This window comes from Microterricola pindariensis, assembly GCF_002936985.1.
Classification (GTDB): Bacteria; Actinomycetota; Actinomycetes; order Actinomycetales; family Microbacteriaceae; genus Microterricola; species Microterricola pindariensis.
Genome location: NZ_MPZN01000005.1, coordinates 98271 through 112849 on the forward strand (window position 1 = coordinate 98271; position 14579 = coordinate 112849).

Genomic DNA, 14579 nt, shown 5'->3' on the forward strand with positions numbered 1-14579 from the left:
GATCGTTTCTCGCAATAGTAGAGATTGTGGCATCACGGCGGAACTGGGCGCAAGAGTTCTTGACCGATTTCCCGAACCTTTTACACGCTGGAAACACCTGCGGCGGGGAGCACGCCACGCAGACCGAATGCGGCACAAACGGCCCAGGTCAGGCATTTCTGTGGGCGCAGAGGTTGGCAGACCGACCCCTCGGGCCGCAGAGAGGCGTGCAGTGCCGCCCCGCAGGCCGGGAGGCTCCGCTGCAACTCGGAGGGCAACACGACGGGCGTCGCCCGGGGATGTCCGGCGTCAGGCCGGCACCGCGCCTGGGCGCCGCAGGGTTCGGAGGTCGAGCCGAGCGCGGCTTCGACCACGCCGCATGACGGCAGAAGCCGCCCTTGGACGCTCAGCCGCGCAGCAGCAGCGCCTGCTCCTCGGTGTCCAGTGCGCCTGCCGCGCGGATCAGCGCCGGGGCGACGCCTGCCGCCACGAGCTGCTGGGCCGAGGCGCTGGCCGTCAGCAGGTGGGCGACCGCTCCGCGCAGCCCGGTGAAGGCGGCGCAACTGGCGGCGGCCTCCGGCGAGCAGTAATCGGTGCCGAGGGTGGCCAGCGCGTCGATGACGGCGCCAGCGGCCAGCTGGTCCTCGACGGCGAAGCGCACCGCGCCGTGCTCCGGCTCCCCCGCGGCGAGGATCGCGATCATGGCGCGGCGGCCGAGCCGGTGCTGCAGATCGGTGATCCAGCGCGCGGTGGCTGCCGCGGTCGCGAATCCGGCGCCGAGCACCGGGATGCCGGTCGGGAGCAGGTCGAGGATGCCGCTGCGCTCGTGCCCGCCGGTGTGCTGGAGGTCGGGGCCCAGGACGTCGACCCAGACGACCACGTCGGCGCCCGGAGCGATGCGGGCGGCTCCGGCGACGCCCCAGTCGAAGCGCACCTGGTACTTGGCCTGGGCGGTGGGGGCGGGCGGGATGTCGGCTGTGCTCACCGTTCTATGGTGGCATGCGCGCGCGACGCGCAGCGTCGCGAAAGGCGGCAGCCCAGTCCAAGGCAACCTGTGGACAGTTACCGGTGCTTGCCGGGTTTCGACAGGCTCAACCAGCGCGGGCTCAGCCGACGATGATGTCGAGCTCGACGCCGCCGCAGCGGGCGCGCTCCAGCTCGGCGAGCCGGCCGCCGCGCACCGCGTCGCCGGTGGTGTGCGCGGCGTCCGTGGAGAGCACCACCCGGCCGACGCCGTTGACGAGCGTCACCGGCTCGCCGAGGGCGCTGAGGCGCGGCAGGAGCTGGCGCTCGACCGAGTCGATGAGCATGTCGAGGCCGGCGACGCCGACGAAGTCGCCGTCGATGTGAACGGGGGCCGCGACGGTGACCGTGTACTCGTCGCTGCAGAGGTAGTCGACGTGCGGCCCGGCGACGTGCGGGGCGCCCGTCATCATCGGCACCCGGAACCACTCGAAGTCGCTGTAGTCGATGAACTCCTTGTTCACCGACTGGGCGGCGAGCACGAGCTTGCCGCGGTCATCGCCCTGCCACCAGGAGAGGTGGTTGCGCGCGCCGGTGAGCAGGTCGACGGCGGCGATGAAGCCCGCGCCGTAGACGCGCGCCTCGACCAGGGCCAGCGCGGCGTGGGCGTGCGGTTCGACGAGCAGGTCGAGCTGGGCGGCCGTCAGCGCCCCCGAGCCCTTGGCCGCGGCGAGCTGGCCGCCGAGGACCTGTGCGGCCTCTTCCAGCACGCTGATCGGGGCACGGAAGTATTCGGACACGATCTCGGTCGCACGGGTGGCCGTGGAATGTGTCGTCGTCACCATGGCGTCGCGCTCCCGTCGTCACCGCCTCGTAGCCGTGATCGTCGGAGCTTATCGAGAGAAGGGAGCTCCCTGCCAACTCACGCCGTCTGCGCTTGGATCGCGATGAGCGCGTCGATGACGGCATCCACCATCTGCTCTGTGGCGTCGACGGCGCCCGGCGCATCGCCCCGCTCGACGGCGTCGATCACGGCCAGGAGCAGCGCGCGCTCGGTGCCGCGGTGCTCGCTCACGGTGTCGACCAGCCGCAGCAGCGGCGAGATCTCGGCCTGCAGACGCATCTGCTCCCGTGTCAGCCGGGCCGACTGGCTGAGCGCCACGAGCTCGATCTGCACGTCATCCAGGGTGCGCCGCCACTGCTCGAGGTCGCCCTCGTCGAGGCGGTCGAAGCGGGTGCGCAGCGCCTGCACCTCCGAGGGCACCGCACGGCGGGCGGCGAGGCGCACGCAGGCGGCGGTGATCGCCGCGTAGTGGGCGCCGAGGTCGCGCAGCGACAGCCGCGAGGCAGTGCGCAACGACTCGCGCGCATGGCTGATCGGGTCGGCGCCCTCCGCCACGAAACTGCCGCCGTTGCGCCCGCGCCGGGTGACGACCAGCCCGCGGGCCCGGAGGCCGAGCAGCGACTCCCGTACCGTGGCCGGGGCGACACCGAAGGTGCGCGCGAGCTCGGACTCGGATGGCAGGCGCTCCCCTGCGCGGAGCAGCCCGCCGGTGATGGCATCGGCAAGCCGGCGCTCGACGAGCTCAGCACGGCCGGCATCGCCGATCGACTGGAACAGCGCGCCCTCCAAACGGCGCGGAACCATCGACCGATCAGCCTGCGGCTCTGCCACGACTCCCCCGTTCTGAACCCCCGAGCCATCGCGCCCCGCGTCTAGCGCGCGGGGTCCACGTGATTCCGGCGAGTCCACCGCTCAATTCTGACACCGAACACGCGCAAACAACGCATTCTCGACACGCCCCCGAAACGAGCTTGAAATATGACATCTGGTTCTATAGGTTAACACTCACCTTTGAGTTCACCGCCGATCTAAGGAGTCCGCACAGTGCGCGCGTCCGCTCAGCAAGCCCCGTCCGTCTCGGACTCCCCCCGGTCCCTTCCAGGCACGGTGACCCTCCGTCAGGTCGCGAAGCGTTTCGGCGAGTTCTCGGCGGTGGAGCAGCTCGACCTCGAGGTGCAGCCCGGCGAGTTCCTGTCGATGCTCGGCCCGTCCGGATCCGGCAAGACCACGGTGCTGCGCATGATCGCGGGCTTCGAGACCGTCACCAGCGGCAGCATCCACCTGAGCGGCACCGACGTCACCCAGACCCCGCCGCACTCCCGGCCCGTGAACACGGTGTTCCAGGACTACGCGCTCTTCCCGCACCTGACCATCGCCGAGAACGTCGGCTACGGCTTGCGCGTCGGCGGCACCAACCGCACCGACCGCGAGGCCCAGGTGCGCGCCTCCCTCGAGCAGGTGCGCCTCTCGGCCGTCGCCGACCGCCTGCCGCACCAGCTCTCCGGCGGCCAGCGCCAGCGCATCGCGCTGGCCCGCGCCCTCATCATGCGCCCGCAGGTGCTGCTGCTGGACGAGCCGCTCGGCGCGCTCGACAAGCAGCTGCGCGAGGAGATGCAGATCGAGCTCAAGCAGATCCAGCGCGAGGTCGGCATCACCTTCATATTCGTCACGCACGACCAGGAGGAGGCGCTGACGCTGAGCGACCGCGTCGCCGTGTTCAACAACGGCCGGATCGAGCAGATCGGCAGCGCCCGCGAGGTCTACGAGTTCCCGAAGACCGAGTTCGTCGCGCGCTTCCTCGGCCTCTCCAACCTGATCCGCGGAACCGAGCCGGGCGCAGAGCTCGTCAGCGTGCGCCCGGAGCGGGTGCGGCTGAGCGCGGCCGACACGGCGGCCGCCCCCGGCGAGACCTCGTTCCTCGGCACGGTCGCCGAGGCCGTCTACACCGGCCCGACCACCCGCTTCCTCGTCGACACCGAGGACGGCCAGCGCCTCACCGCCGAGCGTGCCAACGACCACCACCCGAGCGCCGAGACCGCATTCGGCCGGGGCGACCGCGTGCGCGTCGGCTGGACGGCCGATCACGCGACGCGCGTCGCCTGAGCGGCGCCGCCGCGGCCGGCATCCCCACAGCCAGCACCACAGCAACACAGCAGCACCCACTGCAGCACCCACAGCACCACTCACTCACTAGAAGGAGCGATTCCATGCGATCAAAGATGTTCACAGGGCGACCCAAGATGCTCGCGGGGGCAGCGTTCGTCGCCGCAGCCGCACTCGTCCTCACCGGCTGCAGCGCCGGCGACGACACGGCAGGCAGCGGTTCGACCGGCGGCCTCAGCATCGACGTCCCCGATGTTGCCATGCACTCCGCGATGGGCGACATGGAGAAGGAGCTCAACATCGTCGCGTGGAGCGGCTTCGTCGAGCCTGCCTGGAGCGACCAGTTCACCGCCGACACCGGCTGCACGGTCAACCGCCGCGTCGCCGGAACCAGCGACGAGATGGTGCAGCTCATGCGCACCGGCGACTACGACCTCGTGTCGGCATCCGGCGATGCCAGCCTGCGCCTGATCGCCGGCGGCGACGTCGCCCCGATCAACCTCGACCTCGTGCCGAACTTTGGCGACGACATCGTGCCCGGCATGAAGGGCCAGATCTACGACACGATCAACGGCAAGTCCTACGGCGTGCCGATCGGCCGCGGCGCCAACATCCTGCAGTACAACAGCGAGGTCGTCACCGAGGCGCCCACCAGCTGGGACGTCGCCTGGGAGGCCGACAGCCCCTACGCCGGCCAGATCATCGGCTATGACGCACCGATCTACATCGCGGATGCCGCCGTCTACCTGATGGCGCACCAGCCGGAGCTCGGCATCACCAACCCGTACGCCCTGGACCAGACCCAGCTCGACGCCGCGATCAAGCTGCTCAAGCAGCAGAACAAGATCGTCTCCGAGTACTGGGCCGACCCGGCCGCACAGATCACCTCCTTCATGGGCGGCACCACCAACCTCGGAACCTCGTGGGAGATCCTGCGCAAGCTGACCGGCGACGAGAAGTTCAAGAGCGTTCTGCCCGCAGAGGGCTCGACCGGCTGGTCTGACGCCTGGATGATCGGCGCCGAGTCGAAGAGCCCCAACTGCGCCTACGCGTGGATGGACTACACCAGCTCGCCCGAGGTGAACGGCGCCATCGCCATGAACTTCGGCATGGCCCCGGCCAACGCCGCGTTCTGCTCGCTCAACGACGAGGCAGCCGCGCACTGCGACTACTTCAACGCCACTGACGAGGAGTACTTCGAGAAGGTCTGGTTCTGGACCACGCCGATCGAGCAGTGCATCGACGGCCGCACGGATGCCACGTGCACCAACTTCCAGCAGTGGACGGACGCCTGGCTCACCGTCAAGAGCTAAGCACCGGGATGGGCGGGCCGACCGGCCCGCCCATCCGCCCCACCCCGTAATCGATCGAACGGACCCTCCATGAATCGCCGCGCGCACCTGGGCGCCCTGCTCGCGCTGCCGATGTTCTGGCTCATTGGCATCTACATCTTCTCGCTCGTCATGCTGCTCGTGACGGCGTTCTGGATCACCGATCCGTTCACCTCCAAGGTGAAGCCCGGCTTCACGCTGCGCAACTTCGAACAGATCATCGCGAACCCCGCGTACTTCAGCACCTCGATGCGCACCCTGGGCATCGCCCTCGCCGTGACGATCCTCTGCATCCTCATCTCCATCCCGCTCGGCATCTTCATGGCCAAGGTGGCCGGGCCCAAGATGCGCGCACTGCTGGCCGTCGCGATCACCCTGCCCCTCTGGGCTGGCTACCTGGTCAAGATCCTCGCCATGCGCATCACCTTCACCGAGGAGGGCTTCTTCAACTGGGCCCTCTCGCCGTTCGGCATCAGCGGCCCAGGGTTCAGTGCCTTCACCGTCGTCCTGACCCTCACCTACCTCTGGCTGCCCTACATGGCCGTGCCCGTGTACACCGCGATCCGCCAGCTGCCGCCGAACCTGTTCGACGCCTCGGCCGACCTCGGCGCCGGCGCCTGGCACACCATCCGCACCGTCGTGCTGCCGCTGATCAGGCCCGCCATCATCGCCGGCTCGATCTTCACCTTCTCGCTCAGCCTCGGCGACTACATCGTGGCCAAGTTCGTGGGCGGCTCGACGCAGATGATCGGCAGCATCATCGCCTCCAACATCAACCTGAACCCCCCGATCGCCGCCGCGTTCGCGCTCGTCCCGATCGCCTTCGTCGTCATTTACCTCGTCAGTGTGCAGCGCACCGGCGCCCTCGAGCGGATGTAAGGCCGAAATGCTCAGACTCTCCCTTGCGGCAAAGATCGGCCTCGGCGCCATCGTCGCCGTCGCCCTCGCGTTCATGTACGTGCCGCTGTTCCTCGTCGTGTTCAATTCCTTCAACGAGGCCCGCATCGCGACGTGGCCGGTCACGGACTTCTCGCTGCAGTGGTGGGGCAAGGCCTTCACCAGCGAGCCGATCCGCGCCGCCATCCTCAACTCGGTGATCGTCGGCCTCGGCGCAACTGCCGTGGCCCTCGTGCTCGGCACCCTGGTCGCGTTCGCGCTGCAGCGCTTCACGTTCTTCGGCAAGCAGTCGGTGAACCTGCTCGTTGTGCTGCCGATCGCGCTGCCCGGCGTCGTCACCGGTGTCGCCCTGAACAACACCTACAACCAGATCCTGGAGCCGATCGGCATCCAGGTCGGCTACTTCGGCATGATCATCGCGCACGGCACCTTCTGTATCGTCATGGTGTTCAACAACGTGCTGGCGCGCCTGCGCCGGCTGAGCCCGAACGTCGAGGAAGCCTCGCGCGACCTCGGTGCGACGCCGTGGCAGACGTTCCGCCTGGTCACGTTCCCGCAGTTCCGCAGCGCGTTCGTCGCCGGCGGCATCCTCGCCTTCGCGCTCAGCTTCGACGAGGTCGTCGTGACGATCTTCACGGCGCCGCCCGGCGTCGACACGCTGCCGCTCTGGATCATGAACCAGATGGCCCGCCCGAACGAGGCGTCGCTGGTGAACGTGGTCGCGACCGTCGTGATCCTGGCCTCGTTCATCCCGGTGTGGGTGTCGCAGCGGCTCTCGCGCGACCCGGCCGACCGGGACTGAGCCGCCGAAAGCTCCTGCTCTGGCGCAGGGCGGATGCCGCATCATGCGGCAGCCGCCCTGCGCCATTTTGGCGTGCGCCACTTTGTGCGCCTCCGCGCCCGATGATGTGGCGCGGAGGCGCACGAAGTGGCGCGGGGCAGGGCAGTCGGACGCAGCGGAGGTGACGCGGGGCAGGGCAGTCGGGCGCAGCGGAGGTGGCGCGGGGCGTTTGCTGTCGGTCGCGGTTTTTGAGGTTGCCTGGGTGTGGGCTGCCGCCTCTCGCGTAGCTTCGCTACGCGCTACATGCCGCGGATCTCACCGTCGTAGCGGGCGAGGGCCTCGGCGTCGTCGGCATGGCGCACCGCGCGTCGGGCGATGTCGAGGGCGCTGACCGGGTCGGACTCCGCCTCGGCGAGCATCAGCTGGCGCTCGGCCTCGGCCAGCCGGGTGCGCGCGGGGGCGCCCACGACGCCGCGCCGGGCCCCGATGCAGTCGCGGGCGGCCGCGATGTGGCTGCGGGCGGCCACGAGTGCGCCGCCGAGTGCGATCCGGGCGTGCTCGAGCCTGTCCTGCTGGCCGCGGGCGGCGGATGTCGCGGCGTCCAGCCGGTCGATCGCGGCGCGCAGCGCGTCCAGGTCGGCCACGGGGTCGGCGCTGACGCCGCCGGAGCGGGCCAGGCGCGCGTGCTCGGCCAGCGCCATGCCGGCCTGGTCGACGCAGAGGTTCAGCGCGATGGCCGCCGCGGGGTCGACGTGGCCGTCGCGCACCTCGCGGGCCTCGGCGATGGCCCCCTGCAGCTGCACGGCGAGCCCGGCCGAGGCGGTCTCGGCGGCGGCGATGCGGGCGGCGGCCAGCTCGGCCGCGGCCAGCGCGCCGCCGGAGCGGGTCACGTCGTCGTGGGCCGAGCGGAGCACGTCGGCGACGGGCTCGACGCCGCCGCCCTGTATGCGCAGCGAGGCCGCCTCGAGCAGGCCGGACGCCGACACGAGCAGCTCGCTGGCGTCGTCGATGTGCCGCTCCAGCGCGTCGAGCGCCGACGGGGCGAAGCGGGCGGAGAGGCTCTGGCTGACGGCGCGGATCTCGTCGGCACGCAGCTCGGCCGCGGCGAGCTGCGTCTGCACCGCGAGGAGCTGCTGCGGGGCGTTGCGCTCTGTGCTGCGGCGCTCCCGGAACCGGGCGTCCTCGCCGGCGAGCGCGGCATCCGCCGAGGTGCACAGCTCGATGATCTGGGTGTTCCAGCGCCGGCGCTCGTCGACGGTGTCCGGCTCGGCGTCATCCAGCCGCTGCTGCAGCAGGAACGCCTCGCGCAGGCGCCGCCTGGCCGTGTCGATGGCGTTGCGGTAGTCGATGACGGCGGCGTCCCCGAACTGGGCCTGGGCGAAGCCGAGCTCGTCCTCGCTCTCCTGCACCCGGTTGTCGGTGCGCACGAGCAGCCCGCCGGCGCGGCGCTGCAGTTCGAGCAGGCTCGAGTCGGTGGCGGCGTCACGGCGCAGGCTCGCCCGGCGCAGCGCGCCGATGCCGAAAACTGCGATGGCCCCGGCAATGGCGAATACCAACAGCGACGGCAGCCACCAGAGCGAGTCAGACATAGTTGCCAGCCTAGGGCGCGCGGGTGGACGCTAGCTGTTGGTCGGCTGAGCGCTGCTGGCTAGCCGGGCCGGCATCCCGTAGCCTCGCCGAATGATCGTGCAGCTGAAACTCGTGCTCGACTGCGAGCCGGATGCCGCTTGGCATGCCCTGCAGAGCCCGGCCGGCCTGCGCGAGGTCGCCTCGCCGTGGCTGGATTTCGCCTCGCTCGAGCCGGAGGGGCTGCCCACACAGTGGCCGAACGGCGAGCACCTGATGCGGGCGCTCGCGCTGCGCACCGTCCAGGTCGGCACCGTCTCGGTCGACATCAGTCGGCCGGGCGGCCTGCCGCGGGAGGTGCGGATGCTGCGCGACACCGGCGGGCTGCGCGGCGGCCTCGGCCGTGGGCTGCACGAGTGGGACCACCGCATGGCCGTCTCCCCCACGCCGGGCGGGACCCTCTACCGCGACCGGCTGCGCTTCAGGGGGCGGCTGGCCGGCGCGAGCTGGTACCCGATCTGGCTGTTCTGGCAGTGGCGCGGCCTGCGGCTGCGCCAGCTGGCCCCGACGTGGAGCTTCGACGCCGCGCCGCTCAGATCACCGCCCGCATCTGCGCCTTGATCAGCTCGTAGTCGTGTCGGCTCAGCTCGATCAGGCCCCGCCGCAGCTGGAACCCCCAGTTCGGCGAGGCCGAGGTGAAGTCGAGCACGGGGATCAGCGGGCGAATGGATGTCGCCACGGCGAACGGGTCGTAGTCGACGCGCCTCCGCCAGGGCCGGTACGGCTCCCCGAAGGAGTTGGTCATCACGGCGCCGTCCGGGGCCTGGAAGACGGAGTCGTCGGCCACCCGCCCGATCGCGGTGAACTCGCGGAGCACCGCGCCGTCAGGCCCGCTCACCTTGGGCGAGTAGTAGATCAGCCCGTCGGCCTCGCGCAGCCGGGAGACCGCCTGCTTGGAGCCGTGGTTGAGCTGGGCAATGCCGAGCTCGACGCCGCGCAGCACGTGCTCGCGGTGCACCACGCCGAGCCAGAAACGAATTGCCATGGCTTGATTGTGGCGCATCCGTGAGACATCCCGCGGCACGCGAGGGCGGAAGCCGGGCGGGAGAGGGTGGGGCCCGGGCAGCTAACCCGAATAGCGCACCGGGCCCCCAACGTGCATCTCGCGACGAACGTGTGGCGCAATAATCGCACACCTTGACGCAGCTTCTGCGACGATTCGCGGGCGATTCTGCCCGAATGTCGAAACTTCCTCGGCTCAGGCAAAGCCTGTGAGGGGCTCCTCCCCGCTCGGGTAGACCATCGCCAGCCGTTGGGTGGGCCTGGTCGCCGCAACATAGAGCGCCGCAGCCCCACGCGGGGACTCCGCGACGATCCCCCGCGGGTCGCCGATCACGACGGCGTCGAACTCCAGGCCCTTCGCGTCGCGGGCGGTGAGCACGGCGACCGGCCGGTCGAGCCCGGCGGCTCCCCGCCCGGTGACGGGGCGGGTGCCGGCGGCATCCAGCGCGGCGTGCAGGGTGTCGGCGATCTCGTCGATCGCCGCGGCCGGCACGATCACGGCGAGGTTGCCGCCCGCGGCATCCGCCCGCACCCGGCGCACGGCGTCGACGACGGCCGGGGCGAGCCCGCCGCCGGCCACCACGGTGTCGATCGGCCAGTCGCCCTCGCGCACCGCGCGGGCCGGCGTGATCGGCAGCCCGGCGTCGGCGGCGAACTCCTCGGCGGCCCGGGCGATCTGGGCCGGCGTGCGGTAGTTGACGCTCAGCTGCTCGAGCCGCCAGCGGTCGCCGAAGCCGGCGTGCAGGGCGTCGGCCCAGCTGCGCGCGCCGGCCGCCGAGCTGACCTGGGCGATGTCGCCGACGATCGTGAAGCTGCGCATCGGCGACTTGCGCACCAGCATCCGCCACTGCATCGGCGAGAGCTCCTGCGCCTCGTCGACGACGACGTGGCCGTAGGTCCAGGTGCGGTCGGATGCCGCGCGCTCGGCCACGCTCATGCGCTCGCCACGCTCGGCGAAGCCGTCGGCCAGCTGCTCGGCGCTGACCATGCCCTCGACGCCCATGTTGGCGATCGCGGCGCGGGCGTTCTCGATGTCGGCCTCGCGCTGGCGCTCGCGTTCCCTGTCGGCGGCGCTGCGGCGGGCGGGCATGTCGCCGAGCAGCTCGGCCGCCTCGTCGAGCAGGGCCACGTCGCTGACCGTCATCGGGGCGGAGCGGGGGCGGTGCAGCAGGGCGCGGCGCTCCGGCGACCAGCGCGGCGTCAGCTCGGCCAGCCACTCCGGGCGGGAGTACAGGTCGCCGAGGAGCTTCTCCGGGGTCAGCGGCAGCCAGGCGGTGTTCAGCAGCACGCGCACGGCGTGGCTCTCGCGCAGGTCCTCGCGGAGGGCGGCGACGTCGGAGTCGTCGATCGCCGCGCCGTTCTTCGCCAGCTGCTCGGCGAGCTGGGTGGCCAGCTCGGCGATGGCGTGCTTGACGAAGGTGACGCGGGCGACGTTGTGCGGCTTGCCGGTGCGCTGGGCGCGCTGGATGGCGCCCGCGATCAGCTCCGGCGCGACGGTGATCGTGTCGCCGTTCACCTCGACCTGCTCCGGGCCGGCTGGGACGCGCTGCCGCCCGCGCACGGCCCGGGAGAGCAGGCCGGACATCTCGAGCCGGCCCTTGAGCGCGGCCGTTGCCGGGGCGTCGTCGGCGTCGGCCTCGACGCCAGGGAACAGGGAGCCCAGGGTGCGCATGACGACGCCGGTCTCGCCGAGGGAGGGCAGCACCGCCTCGATGTAGTGCACGAAGGCGGCGCTCGGGCCGACGACGAGCACACCGGCCGACTTCAGCCGCTCGCGGTTGGCGTAGATCAGGAAGGCGGCGCGGTGCAGCGCGACGGCAGTCTTGCCGGTGCCCGGCCCGCCTTGCACGACGAGGGCGCCGCGCATCTCGGAACGGATGATGCGGTCTTGCTCGCCCTGGATGGTGGCGACGATGTCGTGCATGTGACCGGTGCGCTCGGCGGTCAGCGCGGCCAGCAGGGCGCCCTCGCCCTGCAGGGTCCCGGATGCCGCGGCGACGCCGGGGGTGCCGCCCGCGGCATCCGCGCGCAGCTCCTCGAGCAGGGCGGCGTCGAGCACCTCGTCGTCGACGCGGGTGAGCTCGCGCTCGCGCATGGTGAGGTGGCGCCGGGCGCGCACGCCGAGCGGGTGCGCCGCGGTCGCCTGGTAGAAGGCGCCGGCCTGCGGGGCCCGCCAGTCCAACAGCATCGTGGACTGGTCGGTGTCACGGAGGCCGATGCGGCCGATGTAGTGGAGGGCGTCGGCGCCGGGGGCGTCGCCGGCCACCTGCAGGCGGCCGAAGGCGATGCGGGCGTCGACCTCGTTCAGCTGGGCGAGGTTGTCCTCGTGCAGCCGGGCGAAGGAGTCGCGCTCGCTGCGCGCCTGGTGATTGCTGCCGACGTTGCCGCGCTGCACGGCGACGAGGCGCTCCTCGACTTCGGCACGCAACTGGTCAAGACGACGGTAAAACGACGCGACGACGGCGCGCTCCCGTTCGAGTTCCGATGACGGCACACGACCCCACTTTCTCCGGCCCGAAAGTCTACGCCTTCTCGGGGGCCGAGAAGCTGAGTGGAGTGTGGCCGCTGGCGGGTGCGGGGCGTTCCGGGCGCGCCGCCGGCCGGCGATACCGTCGGAGCGTGGCGGGCCGGGCCTGAGCCGGCGGGTTTAGTCGACGACGAGCGTGGTCTGCACCGGGGTCGGGTTGGCGAAGAGGTCGAGCACCGGGCAGTGCGCATCGACGGCGGCGTGCAGCTCGCGGTAGCGCGCCTCGGATTCCGGCCCGCTCACGTTCACGGTGACGCGCACCGCGGTGAAGCCGGGGCGCACCGTGTCGTCCAGGCCGAAGAAGCCCCGCACGTCGAGGTCGCCCTCTGCGCTGGCCTCGATCGTGTCGAGCACGACGCCGAGGTTCAGCGCCCACACCCGGTAGCTGACCACCTGACAGGCGATGATCGCCGCCAGCGCCACCTCGACCGGGTTGGCCGCCGCGTTGTCGCCGCCGAGCCCGGCCGGCTCGTCGATCTGGAAGGTGTGCTTGCCGGTGCGGATCGTGGTGCCCACCGAGCCGACGCCCTCCCCGCTCGCGGTGAAGCGCAGTTGTGCCTTCGCCGGCTGCTCGGCGATCGTCGCCACCCAGTTCGTGGCCACGGCGGTGAGGCGCTCCTGGCGGGCCTCCGCCGTGATCGTCGGGACGGCGGGGGTGGTGGACAGGGCTGCTGCGTCGGCGCTCATGGCGTCTCCTTCGAATTCAACGGGGCGGGATACGACGCGGCCTGCCCTCTGCAGTGCCGCTGCTGCGACGCTAGGGCCGGGCCGACGGATGCGACAGGGGGCCGCGTCACGCTGCGGCATACGGCGTCATCCGGCGTCATTCGGCCCGCCGGAGGCCCCGCGGGTCGGCCCCCAATCGGGCCTTCTGCCCGCTTGTGCTAGAATTGTGGAACTTGTGAGTGCGTTGACGCCCTCCTTGCGTCGTAGAACGCTTTCTTTCGATGTGCCGAGCTGTGCTGAGTGACAGCAGTGCTCGCGCATCATCATTTGACTCTTCATACGGCGAACGGATGTGCCCACCGGCACCTTCGCCATTTATCCCCGATCGTCGGTCGCGTGGATTGCCCTGCACAGTGCACATGCGCAGCCGGGCAGCCCAGGAATCCGACCGAGATACCGGTGCGCCCGCGCGCCGCTCGCAGCGGGGTCTGCCCCGAAAGGCATCACTTTGTCTGAAACTACCTTCGCTTCACTCGGCCTCCCGGCCCCGCTCGTCGCCGTTCTCGCGGCCGACGGCAAGACCGAGCCGTTCCCGATCCAGGCCGACACCCTGCCGGACACCCTCGCCGGGCGCGACGTGCTCGGCCGCGGAAAGACCGGCTCCGGCAAGACCATCGCGTTCGCGCTGCCCATGGTCGCCCGCCTCGGCGGCGTGCTCTCCGGCGGCAAGCGCCGCCCGGGTCGCCCGCTCGGCCTGATCCTCGCCCCGACCCGCGAGCTGGCCACACAGATCACCGCGACGCTGGCACCGCTGGCCGACGCCTACAACCTGAAGACCACCACCATCTTCGGCGGCATCTCGCAGGCCCGCCAGGTGGCGGCGCTCCGCGACGGCGTCGACATCGTCGTGGCCTGCCCCGGCCGCCTCGAGGACCTGATGAAGCAGGGCTTCGTCACGCTGGACGCCGTCGAGATCACCGTGCTCGACGAGGCCGACCACATGGCCGACCTCGGCTTCCTGCCGGTCGTCACCCGCATCCTGAACAAGACCCCGAACAACGGCCAGCGCCTGCTGTTCTCCGCCACGCTCGACAACGGCGTGGACAAGCTGGTCAAGCAGTTCCTGCACAACGAGGTTCTGCACTCGGTCGACGAGGCCAACTCCCCCGTCGCCGCGATGACCCACCACGTCTTCGAGGTCTCCGACGTCGACGCCAAGAACGAGCTCATCAAGACGCTCGCCTCCGGCACCGGCCGCCGCATCCTCTTCATGCGCACCAAGCACCACGCCAAGAAGCTGGCCAAGAAGCTCACCGAGCAGGGCATCCCCTCCGTCGACCTGCACGGCAACCTCTCCCAGCCGCAGCGCGACCGCAACCTGGCCGCATTCTCGGACGGCACCGCCCGCGTGCTCGTGGCCACGGATGTCGCGGCCCGCGGCGTGCACGTGGACAACGTGGAGCTCGTCGTGCACGTGGACCCGCCCATGGAGCACAAGGCGTACCTGCACCGCTCGGGCCGCACGGCCCGTGCCGGCAGCGAGGGCGATGTCGTCACCGTCATCATCCCCGGCCAGAAGCGCGACCTGCAGCAGCTCATGCGCAAGGCCGACATCAAGGTCGACGTGCAGAGCGTCACCCCGAATTCCCCGGCCGTGACCGCACTGGTCGGCGAGGTCGCCGCGTACGTCAAGCCGCTCCCGGTTGACGCCTCGCGCGGCCAGCAGCAGGGTGGCGGCGGTCGCTCGCAGGGCGCCAACGCCCAGCGCAAGCGCGCACTGCGCGACGGCGGCGACGTCGCCGGGCGCGGCGGTTCGGGCTCTGGCGAGGGTCGCGCACGTCGCGACCGCTCCGGCCGCCC

General features: G+C 71.1%; 13 protein-coding genes. 6 read left to right on the forward strand and 7 right to left on the reverse strand.

The features are described from left to right. Window positions 1-385: 385 nt before the first annotated feature. The 3 genes from GY24_RS03030 to GY24_RS03040 all read right to left on the reverse strand — a co-directional run bounded on the left by GY24_RS03030 (window position 386) and on the right by GY24_RS03040 (window position 2590). Window positions 386-964, reverse strand: a complete 579-nt coding sequence (locus GY24_RS03030; RefSeq protein ID WP_233279161.1) for a hypothetical protein — start codon at window positions 962-964, stop codon at window positions 386-388. A 121-nt stretch (window positions 965-1085) separates the two neighbouring features. Continuing rightward, window positions 1086-1787, reverse strand: coding sequence for a cache domain-containing protein (locus GY24_RS03035; RefSeq protein WP_104474298.1), 702 nt, complete (start codon window positions 1785-1787; stop codon window positions 1086-1088). Window positions 1788-1864: 77 nt separating this feature from the next. Next, window positions 1865-2590: a FadR/GntR family transcriptional regulator gene (locus tag GY24_RS03040; protein ID WP_083363016.1), complete on the reverse strand. Its 726-nt coding sequence runs from the start codon at window positions 2588-2590 to the stop codon at window positions 1865-1867. Between the two features lie 303 nt (window positions 2591-2893). Here GY24_RS03040 and GY24_RS03045 point away from each other — a divergent pair, with 303 nt between their 5' ends. The 4 genes from GY24_RS03045 (at window position 2894) to GY24_RS03060 (ending at window position 6919) form a co-directional block, all read left to right on the forward strand. Next, entirely contained in the window at window positions 2894-3889 is a 996-nt protein-coding gene (locus tag GY24_RS03045; protein ID WP_233279162.1) for an ABC transporter ATP-binding protein, read from the forward strand. Window positions 3890-3993: 104 nt separating this feature from the next. Continuing rightward, entirely contained in the window at window positions 3994-5202 is a 1209-nt protein-coding gene (locus tag GY24_RS03050) for an extracellular solute-binding protein (RefSeq protein WP_233279163.1), read from the forward strand. Between the two features lie 69 nt (window positions 5203-5271). Beyond that, complete coding sequence (locus GY24_RS03055) at window positions 5272-6099, forward strand: ABC transporter permease (protein ID WP_104474301.1); 828 nt, start codon at window positions 5272-5274, stop codon at window positions 6097-6099. A 7-nt stretch (window positions 6100-6106) separates the two neighbouring features. Next, on the forward strand, window positions 6107-6919 hold the full coding sequence (locus GY24_RS03060; RefSeq protein WP_104474302.1) for an ABC transporter permease: 813 nt from the start codon (window positions 6107-6109) through the stop codon (window positions 6917-6919). A gap of 278 nt (window positions 6920-7197) precedes the next feature. Here the strand turns inward: GY24_RS03060 and GY24_RS03065 are convergent, their stop codons facing one another. Continuing rightward, a complete protein-coding gene (locus GY24_RS03065; RefSeq protein WP_104474303.1) occupies window positions 7198-8487 on the reverse strand; it encodes a hypothetical protein in 1290 nt (429 codons plus the stop codon). Window positions 8488-8578: 91 nt separating this feature from the next. Here GY24_RS03065 and GY24_RS03070 point away from each other — a divergent pair, with 91 nt between their 5' ends. After that, on the forward strand, window positions 8579-9085 hold the full coding sequence (locus GY24_RS03070) for a hypothetical protein (protein ID WP_104474304.1): 507 nt from the start codon (window positions 8579-8581) through the stop codon (window positions 9083-9085). Here GY24_RS03070 and GY24_RS03075 read toward each other — a convergent pair. From GY24_RS03075 to GY24_RS03085, 3 genes are all read right to left on the reverse strand, one after another. Then, the gene (locus tag GY24_RS03075; RefSeq protein WP_233279164.1) at window positions 9057-9509 is read right to left on the reverse strand and encodes an EVE domain-containing protein; all 453 of its coding nucleotides are present in this window, start codon (window positions 9507-9509) and stop codon (window positions 9057-9059) included. The genes GY24_RS03070 and GY24_RS03075 overlap by 29 nt on opposite strands. A 213-nt stretch (window positions 9510-9722) precedes the next feature. Then, window positions 9723-12020 (reverse strand): HelD family protein, encoded by a 2298-nt coding sequence (locus GY24_RS03080; protein WP_104474306.1) that lies wholly within the window; start codon window positions 12018-12020, stop codon window positions 9723-9725. 153 nt (window positions 12021-12173) lie between these two features. Beyond that, entirely contained in the window at window positions 12174-12740 is a 567-nt protein-coding gene (locus tag GY24_RS03085; RefSeq protein WP_104474307.1) for an OsmC family protein, read from the reverse strand. Between the two features lie 487 nt (window positions 12741-13227). Between GY24_RS03085 and GY24_RS03090 the strand changes: the two genes are divergently transcribed. Further along, window positions 13228-14579: DEAD/DEAH box helicase (locus tag GY24_RS03090; RefSeq protein ID WP_104474308.1), on the forward strand; the 1352-nt coding region annotated here is incomplete at its 3' end.